The organism is Oceanobacillus sp. FSL W8-0428 (genome assembly GCF_038004405.1).
GTDB classification, from domain to species: domain Bacteria; phylum Bacillota; class Bacilli; order Bacillales; family Amphibacillaceae; genus Oceanobacillus; species Oceanobacillus sojae.
Map to the genome: position 1 here is coordinate 3028847 of NZ_JBBORB010000001.1, position 15060 is coordinate 3043906.

At 35.9% G+C, this 15060-nt stretch carries 16 protein-coding genes, 1 pseudogene and 1 other annotated feature; of the genes and pseudogenes, 13 read left to right on the top strand and 4 right to left on the bottom strand.

Going from position 1 to position 15060, the window contains the following annotated elements; translation table 11 throughout:
- Positions 1 to 204 precede the first annotated feature (204 nt).
- The 4 genes from MKY30_RS14400 (at position 205) to MKY30_RS14415 (ending at position 4925) form a co-directional block, all read left to right on the top strand.
- Positions 205 to 1515: an MFS transporter gene (locus MKY30_RS14400; RefSeq protein ID WP_186813577.1), complete on the top strand. Its 1311-nt coding sequence runs from the start codon at positions 205 to 207 to the stop codon at positions 1513 to 1515.
- A gap of 184 nt (positions 1516 to 1699) precedes the next feature.
- The gene (locus MKY30_RS14405; RefSeq protein ID WP_147209731.1) at positions 1700 to 2083 is read left to right on the top strand and encodes a DUF2089 domain-containing protein; all 384 of its coding nucleotides are present in this window, start codon (positions 1700 to 1702) and stop codon (positions 2081 to 2083) included.
- Positions 2080 to 2454: an SHOCT-like domain-containing protein gene (locus MKY30_RS14410; protein ID WP_339285465.1), complete on the top strand. Its 375-nt coding sequence runs from the start codon at positions 2080 to 2082 to the stop codon at positions 2452 to 2454. Before MKY30_RS14405 ends, MKY30_RS14410 begins: the two co-directional genes overlap by 4 nt.
- Before the next feature lie 569 nt (positions 2455 to 3023).
- Positions 3024 to 4925, top strand: a complete 1902-nt coding sequence (locus tag MKY30_RS14415; protein WP_341084424.1) for an endonuclease MutS2 — start codon at positions 3024 to 3026, stop codon at positions 4923 to 4925.
- Between the two features lie 84 nt (positions 4926 to 5009).
- Here MKY30_RS14415 and MKY30_RS24165 read toward each other — a convergent pair.
- Positions 5010 to 5216: pseudogene (locus tag MKY30_RS24165) on the bottom strand (GNAT family N-acetyltransferase); the annotation flags it as partial.
- A 174-nt stretch (positions 5217 to 5390) separates the two neighbouring features.
- Between MKY30_RS24165 and MKY30_RS24170 the strand changes: the two are divergent.
- The 4 genes from MKY30_RS24170 to MKY30_RS14430 all read left to right on the top strand — a co-directional run bounded on the left by MKY30_RS24170 (position 5391) and on the right by MKY30_RS14430 (position 8537).
- Complete coding sequence (locus MKY30_RS24170) at positions 5391 to 5534, top strand: Rpn family recombination-promoting nuclease/putative transposase (RefSeq protein ID WP_445667719.1); 144 nt, start codon at positions 5391 to 5393, stop codon at positions 5532 to 5534.
- A 37-nt stretch (positions 5535 to 5571) separates the two neighbouring features.
- Positions 5572 to 5973 carry an Rpn family recombination-promoting nuclease/putative transposase gene (locus MKY30_RS14420; RefSeq protein ID WP_341084425.1) on the top strand — a complete coding sequence of 134 codons (402 nt, stop codon included), beginning with the start codon at positions 5572 to 5574 and terminating at the stop codon, positions 5971 to 5973.
- A complete protein-coding gene (locus MKY30_RS14425) occupies positions 5970 to 6371 on the top strand; it encodes a hypothetical protein (protein ID WP_341084426.1) in 402 nt (133 codons plus the stop codon). Before MKY30_RS14420 ends, MKY30_RS14425 begins: the two co-directional genes overlap by 4 nt.
- Before the next feature lie 152 nt (positions 6372 to 6523).
- Positions 6524 to 6787, top strand: a binding site (T-box leader).
- Between the two features lie 64 nt (positions 6788 to 6851).
- Positions 6852 to 8537 carry a 2-isopropylmalate synthase gene (locus MKY30_RS14430; RefSeq protein WP_147209728.1) on the top strand — a complete coding sequence of 562 codons (1686 nt, stop codon included), beginning with the start codon at positions 6852 to 6854 and terminating at the stop codon, positions 8535 to 8537.
- Positions 8538 to 8634: 97 nt separating this feature from the next.
- On the opposite strand, the gene MKY30_RS14435 is transcribed toward MKY30_RS14430, so the two are convergent.
- Positions 8635 to 9099: a DUF7832 domain-containing protein gene (locus tag MKY30_RS14435; RefSeq protein ID WP_341084428.1), complete on the bottom strand. Its 465-nt coding sequence runs from the start codon at positions 9097 to 9099 to the stop codon at positions 8635 to 8637.
- Positions 9100 to 9455: 356 nt separating this feature from the next.
- On the opposite strand from MKY30_RS14435, the gene MKY30_RS14440 reads away from it, so the two are divergent.
- On the top strand, positions 9456 to 10418 hold the full coding sequence (locus MKY30_RS14440; protein WP_341084430.1) for an NAD(P)-dependent oxidoreductase: 963 nt from the start codon (positions 9456 to 9458) through the stop codon (positions 10416 to 10418).
- A 90-nt stretch (positions 10419 to 10508) separates the two neighbouring features.
- On the opposite strand, the gene MKY30_RS14445 is transcribed toward MKY30_RS14440, so the two are convergent.
- Positions 10509 to 11246 (bottom strand): GNAT family N-acetyltransferase, encoded by a 738-nt coding sequence (locus tag MKY30_RS14445; RefSeq protein ID WP_341084431.1) that lies wholly within the window; start codon positions 11244 to 11246, stop codon positions 10509 to 10511.
- 225 nt (positions 11247 to 11471) lie between these two features.
- On the opposite strand from MKY30_RS14445, the gene MKY30_RS14450 reads away from it, so the two are divergent.
- The 4 genes from MKY30_RS14450 to MKY30_RS14465 all read left to right on the top strand — a co-directional run bounded on the left by MKY30_RS14450 (position 11472) and on the right by MKY30_RS14465 (position 13636).
- Positions 11472 to 12059 (top strand): TetR/AcrR family transcriptional regulator, encoded by a 588-nt coding sequence (locus tag MKY30_RS14450; RefSeq protein ID WP_341084432.1) that lies wholly within the window; start codon positions 11472 to 11474, stop codon positions 12057 to 12059.
- Positions 12056 to 12472: a DUF5367 family protein gene (locus MKY30_RS14455; protein ID WP_147209723.1), complete on the top strand. Its 417-nt coding sequence runs from the start codon at positions 12056 to 12058 to the stop codon at positions 12470 to 12472. Before MKY30_RS14450 ends, MKY30_RS14455 begins: the two co-directional genes overlap by 4 nt.
- Before the next feature lie 83 nt (positions 12473 to 12555).
- On the top strand, positions 12556 to 13131 hold the full coding sequence (locus tag MKY30_RS14460; RefSeq protein ID WP_147209722.1) for a bifunctional transcriptional activator/DNA repair enzyme AdaA: 576 nt from the start codon (positions 12556 to 12558) through the stop codon (positions 13129 to 13131).
- Complete coding sequence (locus MKY30_RS14465; protein ID WP_341084434.1) at positions 13121 to 13636, top strand: methylated-DNA--[protein]-cysteine S-methyltransferase; 516 nt, start codon at positions 13121 to 13123, stop codon at positions 13634 to 13636. The genes MKY30_RS14460 and MKY30_RS14465 overlap by 11 nt, the downstream gene beginning before the upstream one ends.
- Before the next feature lie 109 nt (positions 13637 to 13745).
- Here the strand turns inward: MKY30_RS14465 and MKY30_RS14470 are convergent, their stop codons facing one another.
- Positions 13746 to 14849, bottom strand: coding sequence for a 5-methyltetrahydropteroyltriglutamate--homocysteine methyltransferase (locus MKY30_RS14470; RefSeq protein WP_341084435.1), 1104 nt, complete (start codon positions 14847 to 14849; stop codon positions 13746 to 13748).
- Positions 14850 to 15060 lie beyond the last annotated feature (211 nt).

Here is a 15060-nt window from a genome sequence, read left to right on the forward strand (position 1 = left end):
GGATACTTTTACTGTCTTTCTCCAGTTTGTAGGATATTTTCTGACAAAGTAGTCTCCTTTTTCTGATAAAAAATCAGAGTTTTGCTGATAGTTTCTATATACAGCTTTACGATAAGCTTTCATAAGAAAGAAAGGAATAATATTTAAATGAAACCCCTTTCTTTGCTGGAAATCTATTTGAAAGAGTTAAGAGGAGGTTTTTTTATGTCGGCTAAGCACGGACTGGGAGAAAAGACACCTGGATTTGCAGAATATCTTGCCCGAAGAAAAATTGTTTTTCTAGTTACATATTTTGGCTACATTTCTTGTTATTTAGTTCGAAATAATTTTAAGCTGTTGAGTGAAGAGTTAAGAATTGCGAATGATTGGTCTTTAACAGAAGTTGGGTTTATTTTGACTGCATTTACGATTACCTATGGATCAGGGAAATTTGTTATGGGGATGGTGGTTGATCAATTTAAGCTCAACCGGGTTTTTGCTATATCACTTGCCATTAGTGCAGTTGCAGCTATTATGATGGGATTTGTTGAAAGTATTGTCTTGATGTTTATCTTGATGCTGATTTTAGGGTTAGCTCAAGGAGCAACAGCTCCAGCGACTTTATCTATGATAGGTGCCTGGTACAATAACCATTTAAGAGGATCTCGCGTAGCTGTTTGGAATACGGCACAAAATCTGGGAGCTGCACTATTGCCAATCGTTATTGCCGGATTATTAGCATTAGCAGGACCTTCGAATTTGGCAGTTGCTTTCTGGGTTCCCGGCTTAGTAGTGCTAGTATGTTGTTTTTTCTTTTACAAGTATGGGGGAGATCGCCCAGAGTCAGAAGGCTTACCGAGCTTGAAAGAAATGTTTGGAGAGGCTGGTCAGCCTAAAGCAAAACATGTAGAGGGAGATACATATTGGAAGATTTTAAGACAAGAAGTATTAACAAGCAGGGTACTTCTTATGATTGCGCTTGTTAACGCACTTCTTTACTTTTTACGATTTGGAATTTTAAACTGGATGCCTGCCTATTTAGGAGGAGACAAGATGTTTACTGTCTTCCAGGTACAAGCAGCAATATCTGTATTGGAATGGCTGGCAATTCCTGGATCATTATTCTTTGCATGGCTGGCAATTAAATGGCCAAATAAGCAATCCATGGTTGGAAGTATATCCATGCTGATCTGTGGTTCTGCTGTTTTCTTCTATATTATTGTTGATAGCTTTGTAGGCATATTAATTATTGTGGCAGTATTAGGAACTACAATTTACGGTCCGCAGCTTATTATTAATATTATGACGCTGAATTTTGTATCCTCACGATCTTCAGGAGCTGCAGTAGGATTTGTTGGTCTGGCAGGCTATATTCTTGGAGAATTAAGTGCAAATTTTGTAATGCCGATTGCAGCAGAAAATTTCTCATGGACAGTAAGTATTTCCTTAGTAATTGTTGTAGCTGTTTTATGTATTCTTTGTTATGGCTCACTATATAGAGCTGAGAGACGTATTGTGAAAACAGAAGAAGCTTAGAAATAAGCATATAGATCAGAAAGAGACTATGATGAAGCGTAGTCTCTTTTGTTTTTAATGGAAAATTAATTAAAGACGAAGAATATATTAATTATTTCAACCTAATTATTAATATTTTTAACTATTTGATTGATTATATTAATTTGATGTGATATTCTTTTAGCTATAGAGAGGAGAATAGCATATGCCCTATCCAATGATTCAAACTTGCCCAACCTGTAACCACACATTACATGCGACCCGGCTGGAATGCTCGAATTGCCATACCACCATAGAAAACCACTTCGAATTCTCGAAATTTTCCACATTGAATGAAGAACAGCTGCATTTTATTGAAGTATTTCTTTTGAGCAGAGGAAACATCAAAGAAGTTGAAAAAGAGCTGGGAGTTTCCTACCCGACTGTCCGCGGTAAATTGAATGATATTATTGCAAAGCTTGGACATAGGAAAAGAGAAAAAACAGAACCACAAAACAAATCCCGGATTATTACGATGTTTGAAAATGGAGAAATCAATACAGATGAAGCAATTGAATTATTACAAAAGAAAAGAGGGGATGAAGAATGAGAGAAGATATTCGCAAAATTATTGAGTCTGTTAAGCAAGGGAATTTAGATGTGGATGAAGCGAGCCAATTAATTGAAGCACTAAAAACAGAGCCGAAGTCAAACAACACAGCAGATTATTTGAAAAAAAGCCTCCGAATTGATATTGAATCAGCCACTAGAGAGGATGTCCATGTGAAGATTCCTATTAAAATGGTGAAAACAATGCTTAAGTTAGGAAGTAACTTAATGGATAAAATTCCAGCTTCTGTACACTATAGCAGCGAAATTGATATGAATGTAGTTATTCATGCCATTGATAATGAAATAGAGGGTACAATTATTGAAGTAGATTCAAATAATGGAGATGTTATCGTCATTTCCATTAAATAGATATCTTCAAGAAAGCATTGCTTTTTAAAATTGTTATCAGGGCGTTTCCTTATCAAATATAAAATTGTAAGGGAACGCTTTTAGGTTTGAAGATGAAGCCTATTTACATGTCAGGTTATCCTGTTGTATACTGTTTTACATAGATTAGATTTCAATGATATTCAAATAAATAAGGAGTGTGCTGTGTGAGTATTGTAGTAGGTTCTATATAGGATAATTTAAAACGAAATAAATATGGGAATAATTAGGTCTAATTGGCCTTTTATTTGCTGTGTATTTATTTCTCCCTATGAAGATACCTGCTGAACTTATAAGCACCTATCCATAATAGTATTGTCCAGTTGTTTTGTCTGTTATTTTAAATAGATGTACACGACAGGGGTGGATTATTATGGTCAAAAAGCTGCGGTATCCCTGCGGCTTTTTTTATTTGAGAAGATTTCTATTTGAAATGGATAAGAAGATGCACATTGAAATCTAATGAGCAGGTATCTTCATTCATACAGTCTCTTTTAATCGGAAGAGCAATTTGATTACTTCAACGACTATAATACGAGGAGAGCAAAAAAATGAATGAGATAACCTATGAAAAATTACAATATAACGAATTAAAACAAATTATCAGATCTTATTGTATCAGTGGGCTGGGAAAGCAGTTAATGGATAAATTAAAACCCAGTTCAAATATCAATATTGTGAAAGAACGGTTGAATGAAACGACAGAAGCGGTTGCAGTACTGAATACAAATAGCCGTGTTCCCTTCCTGGGTGTTTCAAGCATTGAACATATCCTGAAAAACCTTGAAAAGGGCATCATTTTACAGCCAGATGATTTAGTAAATGTATCTGATTTTCTTCGGGGCTGCCGGAAAATCAAAAAATATATGCTTGATAAAGAATTTATAGCACCTGTTATAGCTTCCTATGCAAATTCAATGACCATCTTTCAAAGCATTGAAGAGGAAATCGATTTTTCAATAAAAGGAAATCGAATTGATTCAGCAGCAAGTAAAGAATTAAAACGAATTCGAAATAATATACAAGCTGTTGAGTCGAAGATGGAAGAACGGTTAAATCGATTTTTGAAAAGCAGTGCGAATAAAAAATATATTCAAGAGGCTTTTATCAGTAAAAAAGATGATCGTTACACGATTCCAATTAAAGCTGCTTATAAGCATCATGTCGATGGGGCGATTGTAGATACTTCCTCCAAAGGATCAACGGTTTTTATTGAACCTGCTGCTGTCAGCAAATTAAACAATGAATTGGCTGTACAAAAGGCAGAAGAGCAGATGGAAGAATATCAGATTTTAGCAACCTTATCAGGAATGATTTTAGAAAATATTTATGAGCTTAAAATAAATATGGAATTGATTGGTCAATATGACATGGTATTTGCCAAAGCCAAATTTAGTAAACAGATAGATGGGATAGAGCCGAAATTAAATGATTATGGCTTTATTAAACTGGTCGATTGTAAACATCCGCTATTGACAGGTGACGCAGTGCCTTTGAATTTTGAAATAGGAGAAGATTTCCGGAGCTTAATTATCACCGGGCCTAATGCTGGAGGCAAAACCGTTGTGTTAAAAACGATTGGGCTCTTAACATTATCTGTGATGTCAGGTTTTCATATCACAGCCAATAAAGAAACAGAAATCAGCTTATTTGAAAGTATTTTTGTGGATATTGGCGATAATCAAAGTATTGAAAATGCATTAAGTACCTTTTCTTCCCACATGCAGAATATAGCAGGTATTATGCAGCGGGCTAATAATCGCTCTTTAGTGCTCTTTGATGAAATCGGGAGCGGGACAGAGCCTAATGAGGGAGCGGCGCTTGCTATTTCTATTTTAGAAGAATTTTATCATATGGGCTGTATTACCGTAGCTACAACGCATTATGGGGAAATAAAACGCTTCTCAGAAAGACATCCGGACTTTATGAATGCTGCAATGCAGTTTAATAGCGAAACATTGGAGCCGCTATATAAATTGATTTTAGGGAAATCAGGCGAAAGTAATGCTTTATGGATTTCTCAAAAAATGAATATGAGAGAGCAGGTCCTTCAAAGAGCGAAGGATTATATGAATAATAAAGAATATGATTTACAACGTATTGATAAAAATAAAATCAGGAAACCTAAACCTGTTAAGCAGAAATCAGAAGTATTTACCGGATATGAAAAAGGGGACCGCGTGAAGTTATTGGAATATGATGATTTTGGGATTATCTATAAAGGGATAGATTCACAAAATAATGTAGCTGTTTTTTATAAAAATAAGCTGATCACTACGAATGTAAAGCGGGTTGCACTAGATATTAAAGGGGAAAATTTATACCCGGAAGGCTATAACTTGGATGCTTTATTCGAGGAATATAGTTCCCGGAAAATGCAGCATGATTTGGAGCGGGGGTCTAAAAAAGCTCTGCGTAATATTGAGAAACAAATTAGAAAAGGTAAAAATTAAGCGAAGTAGACAGTTGTAGAAAAAGGTTAGTCATATCCTGTTGTTAAAGTATGACTAACCTTTTTATTTTGACAGCAAGTATAATTAAAGATTAATCCAATATCTTCGGACAAGTTCTCCATCACTATTATCCACTATTTTATTTTCTAGCGTACCATTATTTTCCTCAATTACTCTGGCAGAAGCAAGATTTGAATCATCACAGTTAATGAGAACACGATTTAAATTGTTTTCTTTCGCCTCTTTTAGAGTTAATTCTAGTATTTTCTTTCCATAGCCTTTTCCTCTTTCATCAGGATATAATTAATGAAAACATCCAGGATTGCTAAAAGAGCGGGGAAAAAAGGAAGATAAAAATAATTATAGAACATACGTTTGTTTTTATCAGAATCCTATGTTAATCTAGAGATAGATCATACATTTGAATAAGTCATCAAACTCCAATGATGAAAGGACTCGGTAATTTTGCAGATTCAAAACCCGCATGACAAAATTTTTAAAGAAACATTTTCAAATGTGGACGTTGCTAAAGATTTTATTACCCACTTCTTACCGCCTTCTGTACATAATACCATTGATGTAACATCCATTCAGCCCCCAAAAAGATAGCTTTGTCAGTCACGACCTCCAAGAATATTTCTCCGATTTGATATTCCAGACGAAAATTCATCAAAAAAACGCTTATGTATATTTTCTGTTCGAGCATAAAAGCTATCATGATTACTATACTGCTCTGCAGTTACTGCGGTATATGGCGGAGATATGGGAAACCAAGCGGGATAATAAAGAAGAAAAGAGGCTGCCGATCATCATGCCGATTGTTTTGTATCATGGCAATACGGATTGGTATGTCGGAGCTTCGTTCAGTAATCTTTTGGAAGGGTACCGGGATTTTCCTCAGGAACTGCAGAAACTCGTTCCTGATCATGAATTCTTTATATACGAGGTATCTGCTTACGACGATGAAGATAAGCAATTAAATGTGTTCCTGCGAATCATACTGATGGTGTTTCGGGATATCGGTAATAGTGATATACAGTCATATTGAATACGATTTATCGATCCATTGATTATTTGCGGCAATTACAGGATCAGAAAATGGCAACAGAGTACCTTGAAACATTGTTTTATTATATCTTCCGTGCCCATCGTCATCTTACCAAAAAACAATATTATGATTTAATCAACCATATAGAAAACACTTATCAAGAAGGGAGCGAATTGGCAATGACTTTAGCAGAGATTTTTCGAAATGAAGGGAAAGAGGAAGGGAAAGCAGAAGGTATAGCCAATACCACCATTCGATTAATCACAAAGTTTGTAGCTCCACCTGCAGAAGATGTAAAGAAAAAGGTGCACGAACAGGAAATAAGCACGCTGGAAACCATAATAGATCATATAGATGAATTTGAAACTATAGAAGACGTTAAACAATACTTGAAATAGATAAAGTTTGGAAATATCATGATGTGATAAATCAATACAAAAAGTACGAATCATGCATTTCCACTTTAAATTACAAGCAGTAAAAAAATAATTTTAAATTTCCTCTTCCAATTCTCTGATAAATCTGATAAGATAGTGAAAATATAAAAAGTTGCAATGCGAAGATAAGGAATAGTACTTGCTGAAGTGTTTTCAGAAAGTTGCTGGCTGATGAGAAGCAACAGCAGGAAAGCAGGGAACTCACCTTAGAGCAGCCTTAGTGAAATGAATTTGTTACAGTAATTAAGGACGGAACCCCGCCGTTACACGGGAAGGATATAAGGCATAATTGTCTGTATCTGGATAAGTGCATGATAATATTGGTTTATCATGAAACCGGGGTGGTACCGCGTAAGAATAAGTCTTTCGTCTCCAAGCAAAGTAAATTGCTGGAGAGGAGAGGCTTTTTTATTTTTAACTTAATCTGAGGAGGAATGTATCATGTTTAATCATCAAAAATACGGAAAGCAATATTTTATGCCGCCAACATTGTCTTATGACTGGGTGAAGAAAGAAACGATAGAGAAAGCTCCGACATGGTGCAGCGTGGACCTGAGGGATGGAAATCAGGCATTGCCGATTCCAATGAATTTAGAAGAAAAGCTTGAGATGTTTCAGCTATTAGTAGATATCGGATTTAAAGAAATCGAGGTTGCTTTTCCAGCTGCTTCAGATACAGAATTTAAGCTGCTGCGGACTCTGATTGATAATAATATGATACCCGATGATGTAACAATTATGGTAATTACGCAGGCGAGGGAGCATATTATCCGCCGGACCTTTGAAGCAATTAAGGGAGCACCGAGAGCTATTGTGCATTTATATAATTCAACTTCAGAAGCACAGCGTAGACAGGTATTTAGAAAATCGCAGGAAGAAATTAAACAAATTGCAGTTAATGGAGCGATTTTAGTAAAAGAGCTGGCTGAACAAACAGAGGGGAATTTTTATTTCCAATATAGCCCGGAAAGCTTTCCTGGAACAGAGGTAGAATATGCGTTGGATATTTGTAATAGTGTGTTGGATATTTGGAAGCCGACACCTGACCATAAAGCAATCATTAATATACCAACAACTGTTGAAATTGCGATGCCACATATTTTTGCCAGCCAAATCGAGTACATTCATAAAAATCTGTCATACCGAGATGGGGTCACTCTATCTATTCACCCGCACAATGACCGTGGAAGTGGAGTGAGTGATGCAGAATTCGGTGTTCTGGCAGGTGCGGAACGAGTAGAGGGTACTCTATTTGGTATCGGTGAACGGACAGGAAATGTAGATTTGATTACTTTAGCGATGAATATGTATTCTCAAGGATTCGATCCTGAATTGGATTTCAGTCAGATGAATGCGATTCGTAAGAAGTATGAGCAGTTAACTAGAACCGAAGTGCATGAAAGACATCCATATTCAGGTGATCTTGTTTTTACAGCCTTTTCCGGTTCTCATCAGGATGCGATTTCCAAAGGGATGAAATATCGTCAGGAAACGAATACAGAAAAGTGGGATGTACCATATATTCCGGTTGATCCTCAGGATATTGGAAGGAATTATCAAACCGATGTTATCCGGATTAACAGCCAGTCTGGAAAAGGCGGAATTGGTTATATGCTTGAAACGAATTATGGAATCAAGCTGCCATATAAAATGAATGAAGCAATGGGCTATGCAACGAAAAAAGTATCTGATGAAACAAGCAAAGAGCTTTCATCTGCGGAAATCTATCAGGTCTTTAGAGAGAATTATATTGAATATCATCCATATTTCGAATTGGTAGACTATCATTTCCATAAAGGGACAGGGCAGGAAGTTACTTTAACCGTACGGAAAGATAATGAACAGATTGAAATGTATGGAGAAGGTGCCGGAAGTCTGGATGCCATCAGCAATGCATTAAAAGCCTATTTTGATATTGATTATGCATTGGAGGTTTATGAGCAGCATTCTTTAGGTAAGGATTCCTCTGCTGAAGCCTGTGCGCAAATCGGGATTTCCCATCACGGAGAGATTTACTGGGGGGCAGGAATTCATGAGGATATTACAGCGGCATCGGTTTATGCTTTAGTCGTGGCTGTAAATAGATTGAAGGATTTCGCGGCAAGCCAAAAAGAAATCGTGAAGTAACACAATAAATAGATTATCAAGTAAATAAACTATAAATGGAAGAGCTATTCTTAAGTATATGCTTAAAAATAGCTCTTCTTCAATCAAGATTCAATTTTTAGTCTTTGTAGTCCTGATAGGCGTCATCTAAATAGTGCTTATAATCATGATAAATTTCCCATGTGCTAATAAATCCAAATAGTGATTCTTTTAAATCATCTTCTACCCAAAATCCATAAGTGACCAGATAATAGCTTTCATAGTAAGCATCTACAAATGGAAAAATTTCTTCAGAGATGTCTTCATCTGTAAATTTTCCGTCACAATTTTTAATAGAAAATTCTATCCCTGACATAGTTTCATCTCTTACAGCTTTTAGATCATCATTTGCTATCTCTTTCAACAATTCACCTTCAAAATGATTTTGAATAATCCAGGTCAGAAAGAAGCCGATATGATTTCCGGCATAATACTCAATCGCATCTGTATCTTCTTCTGTCAGTTCTTCCTCGTCCTTTTGAAATTTGTGCATATACTGTTCGTAAGCAGGTTCATGGTGATAATCAATTCTGTCAATATACATGGTCTTTTCACCTTTATTCAATTTTCAACGTTTTAGTATAATGAGTGTATCATACAACAAATATATGTGGATACTGCTTTCCGGTTATACAGGTTGATAAATGTAAAAAAAGGAATGTACTTATGAGATAAAATCAAGGAGTGAACATTTCTTGAGATAAAGTAATGTTTCCTATTATAATAAGAACATTCATATTTTAAGAAGGTGTTCGATTCTTTTACAAATGTTTTTGAAAGATTTATACTGTGAGATGATAATTCAGAATAAAGTACTGTAGAAAAGCTATGATAAGAAAGGAATCCATTTGGATTAAAACAGAAAAGTAGTAAGACGCATCGCGGAAAGGGATAGATAATATGTTAGTTAAATTATTAGAACCATTAAATGTTCCGGATTCACTCATTGAGAAATTGGCAGAGCCAATTAAACAGAAAGGCCATGAATTTGTTTATTACAACAATAAAACAACAGACAGCACGGAGTTGGCAAAACGCAGTGAAGGTGCAGATGTTGTGATGATTGCCAATAATCCGTATCCGACGGAAGTAATTGATCAAAATGATAATTTAAAATTAATTAATGTTGCCTTTACAGGTGTTGATCACGTAGGAATAGCAGATGCAAAAAAACAGGATATTCTGGTATGTAATGCAGCCGGATATGCAAACCAGGCAGTAACAGAATTAACCATCGGTCTGGTAATGGATTTATATCGCGGCATTACACAGGGAAATAGTGATGTCCGTGCCGCTGATTATCCGGGAGCTTACCAGGGAAATGAAATTAAAGGAAAAACTGTCGGTATCATCGGTACAGGGAAAATAGGGATCGAGGTTGCCCGTTTATTTAAAGCATTCGGTACAAAATTAGTTGCTTCTAATCAGGCCAGCATTAATCCGGAAGCAGTGGAGCTGGGCGTAGAGTATATGAATTTAGATGATGTCTTATCTCAATCAGATATTGTAACATTACATGTACCATTACTTCCAAGTACAAAAGGTCTGCTCTCTAAAGAGAAAATAAAATTGATGAAAGAATCGGCTGTTTTGATTAACTGTGCAAGGGGGCCGATTGTTGATAATGATGCACTGGCGGATGCCCTGAACAATGGAGAGATAGCTGGAGCGGGTATCGATGTATTCGATATGGAACCGCCAATTCCGGATGATTACAGACTATTACATGCAAAAAATGCAATTTTAACACCTCATGTAGGATTTTTGACAGATGAGGCAATGGAGCTTCGCGCCCAAGTTGCATTTGATAATACGATAGCATTTTTAGAAGGTAACCCTCAGAATGTGATGAAGCGAAAATAAAGCTGCATATAAAAAATAAATGATATGCTTTACTCTAAAAAGGGATGATTGTGCCATATTGCAGGCATAGTCATCCCTTTTAAAGCTTATTTATTCTTTTACCCTGTACCAATACTTATAAATCTCTGAATAGCCAATTTTGGAATAAAGCTTCAACGCAGGTTTGTTATTTAAAAGAACAGCTAAGTAACTGTATTTAGCTCCTATTTCTTTTCCCCATTTTAATAAATTCAATAGCAGCTGTTCAGCAATTCCCTGGTTCCTGAAATTAATATCAGTAACAATATCATAAATCCCTATGTATTCTCTTTCGACAACGCCCAGCCCGCAGGCAATTACATTTTCCTCATGGTAGAGTGATATAAAACATTTTTGAGTTACGATATTTGATAGCATTTGCTTCATGGTATGTTTGTTTTGTTCCTCCACATGATTCAATCTGCAAAAATGGTCCAGCCACTCAATTGTTATATCCTCATCTAAATTCACAGAATGAACTGTCGGCTCCTTCATATCTTTTAAATTCATGATTTGCACGCTGGTACTGTCAATTAATGAATAAGCCATTCCTTTTAGAATATCATCTAAATTATCCGGTTTAACAAAAGGAGTTATTTTAAATATGGTTCGTAAATTATTTGCTGAATAGATTTTTTCACATGCTTCTATTTTTTGAATTAATTCGCAGGTTGAATAGAGAATCGGCTGAATCGAATTGCTTCTTTTGGTATAGCCATTTGAAAATCTCAGTATCCAGCCATCATAAAGCAAGGTAGACAGCGACGGCCAATTGTTTAAAGACAATTCCTCAATCATTTTATAATTCATTTTATTTCTCCCAATTGGTTTTTTTGAATTATAATACAATGAATGTATAAATATGCAATCAAAATCTTTCTTTAGTAGGTATATTTTGTTATTGCTGTCTGTAAAAAAGCTTCATTTTTTAATAGCTGAAAATGAATTTCTGAAGTGAGTGCTTTCCTTGTAACTATTTTATAGCTATGATATTTTAGAGTTATTCAATTGAATAACTAAAAGGGCGGTGTAAAAATGGCTAAGCCAAATGGAGTCAGTAAGCAGGAGTTAATTCAATATGCAAAGCAATGTCTGGTCGAGAAGGGGATGGAGAAATTCACTTTAAGAGCGGTAGCGGACACTGCGGGAGTAACCCAGGGGACGATTTATTATCATTTCCGTACAAAGGAGCAATTATTGTTAGGTATTGTAGAGGATATTTGTGAAACAAGCTGGGAAGAAATCTCGAAAAGCAATACCTATGTACTTGAACAGGCAATCGCTTCAGCTAAAAGCCGTTGTTCCTATGATTCCTTTTTTCATCAATTGTCTCTTTTAATCACAGCAGCAAGCTTTAAGAATGACAAAATAAGATATCAGTTATCAGAAATAATAAAGGCAGAGAATCAGGCCTTATCAGAGAATTTATTAAAAATATGGCCTGAATCCCCTGTCAAAGGTGTGTCCATAGATACGTGGGGGATTATGTTTAACGCAATGGTTGATGGATTAGCGATGCAGGCATTATTGCAAAAAGATTTTCCGGTTGAAAAAGTATATCAGGAATTGGAGTATCTTGTAGGAGCGCTCACTAATTTTGGCAAGAAGGAGGCAATAGAATGAAAACCTATTTGTTCACAGCTGCATGGGGCGTCATAGTCTGGATAATTGCCACGTTATTTTTTCGGATTTTTGGAGAGGATGTTCTTTTTACTCCTGGTACAGATGCATTTATGTATAGTACCGCCATACTTTTAGTTGGAACAGCTATTTTATTAACGCTGGTTATTTATCTCTATACATTATTTGATAAAAAGGATTATGCAGCGATAAGATTTGGAATTGTAGGAACGATGACTGGATTGGTGCTGGATAGCTTTGTTTTTTCAAACTATCAAATGATATTTCCAAATTTAGATGAGACACAGATTATTGCTTTTTCGTCCTGGATGTCTTTTGCTTATGCCTTGTATTTAGTTATTCCATTTCTTTTTCAGCAGAGAAGCAGGCAAAAACAAGCTGTAAAAGGAAAATAGAAGTTTTCATATCTTGCTTTTTAATTGGATAAATATTTATTTCTTACTCTTCAGGTGTACAATAATAGAAGAGGTGATTGCCAATGAGTAGTAAAATAACTGCAGAGCAGCGGAAGGCGATTATGGAAAATGATAAGACATATGACGGACAGTTCTTATATGCTGTGAAAACTACTAAAATCTTTTGCCGTCCTTCTTGTAAATCAAGAGTACCCAACTTCGATAATGTAACGATTTTTAGAACGGCAGAGGAAGCCTTGCAAGCTGGTTACAGGCCATGTAAGAGATGTAAATCTGGAGGAAGCAGCTTGCCGGATGAAGAATGGGTTATGCAGGCAGAAGCGTATATTAAAGAAAATTATGCCATGTCTTTCACATTAAGTGATCTTGCTGAAGCTTGTCATGGCAGCCCTTATCACCTGCACCGCGTGTTTAAAAGATTAAAGGGAGTAAGCCCTCTGGTTTATCAGCAGAAAATTCGTATGGAGAAAGCAAAAGTCTGTTTAATAGAAACCGATTTATCTGTAAAGGAGATAGCAGGGCTTGTTGGAATTTCGAACCCAGCTCGATTTATAACATTATTTAAAGAGAAAAATAATCAAACACCGGGTCAATATAGAAAGGAATATGCAGGAAGGGGCGTATGCAATGAAAAATAATCAGAAGGAAATTATTTATTATGGCAAAATAGAGCATAATAACTGGTCTATGTATCTTGCAGCAACAGATAATGGATTATGTTATGTCGGGTCACAAGATAAAGGCTTAGATGAAATAGAAACCAGGACAGCTAAAAAAAGAGCAGATGCAAAGCTGGTTCACGATGAAGAGAAAATTAATATTTACAAAAAACAGCTGGTTTCTTATTTAGATGGGGAAAGAAAAGAATTTGATTTGCCAGTTGATTTAAAGGGGACTGCTTTTCAGGAATCTGTTTGGGAAGCGCTGCAGCATATTCCTTATGGAAAAACCGTTTCGTATATGGATATAGCAGAGAAAATAGAGAAACCGAAAGCAGTAAGAGCTGTTGGTGCGGCTATTGGTGCGAATCCGGTAATGATTCTGGTCCCCTGTCATCGTGTGATTGCAAAGGACGGCAAGCTGACAGGATTTCGGGGAGGTATTCCGATGAAGGAACGTTTATTAGCGCTGGAGCAAGGGTAAGTACTTGGGACATGCATTTATAATATTAGAAACCGCTAAGGATAAAAAAGCATTAGAAAACGTAGCTGCCTGCCAAGTTTTCTAATGCTTTAACAATTTCACCGCTATTTTAGAGAAAGTCTTGACAGGAAACTAACAGGTCAATCTTTTTCCATTGTATATCCTCATCAATAGAATTTCCTTCTTCCACAGAAGCAAAACCGCATTGTGGAGATAGCGCAATATTGTCCCCAACTATGGATTTTGCTTCCAGGTATCTTTTCTTAAGTTCATCATGTGCTTCCAGTACAGGATTTTTAGTGGAAATAAGACCAACCACAAATGTAGCGCCTGTATCTTTCAGCACTTTCCAAGGCGCAAAGGAACCAGAACGTGCATCATCATATTCAACAAAGAAACCGTCATAAGGGATTGTACTGATAACCTCTGCAACAGAATCATAAAAACCTGAAAAAAGTGGATTCCCTTTAAAGTTTCCTTTGCAGAAATGCGTTGCTATCGTCATTCCTTCCGGTTTCTGTTCTAGAGCTTTTGCAGAAGCTTTTCTAAACCATTCCAGAACCTCTTCTTTTGTGTAGCCGAGAGCAGTAACTTTTTCGTTGAATTTATCATCAATCATATATGTCCATGAGGTATCATCAATTTGTAAATATCGACATCCATGATTATATAAATCCTGGATTGCTTTCTGATATGCTGTTCCAATATCCTCAATAACTAAACCAATATCGTTGCCGTAATAGGGTGTATCCTTGATGCCCAGCTGAAGAAAATGATCAACGAGAATCATATTTGGTCCGGAGATAGATTTCTTTGCTTCTACTCCATTGTATTTTTTAGCAAGGCTATGTAAATAATCCCAAGCCTCTATTTCCGGATGACTCTTATTTTTATCATAAGAAATTTTTCCTTCAATATATCCTAATTCAATTTTATTAGTTACACCGTTGATTACTTTATCAAAATGCTTTGTAGTAAAGCCATCAAATTCTTTCAGCCAGTCGAGATGCCACCATCTGCGTCTGAACTCACCGTCTGTAACAAACTTGAGGCCGTGTACCACTTCTTTTTCCACTAAATCTGAAATTGCCTGATTCTCAATCTCTCTCAGTGCTTTTAAATCAATTTCTCCATTAAAATATTTTGCACGGGCATTTTTGATTTCTTCAGGACTTAAGAAAGAACCTACAATATCATATTTTATATCCAGCATTGTTATATCTCCTCGCAGTACATATTTACTCACAGTAATAGTGTTAATTATATGGTGAAATCGAAAAGTTTGTAAAATAGCTAAAACATATTGTTGGATATAGTTTTAAGATATAGCGGATTATCTGATTTGATGAAAAAGTCTTTCAGAACAGGTTATTTTGTCCTGTGATAAATATAAAAAAAAGGGAAGTTTTTAATAGGATAAATTT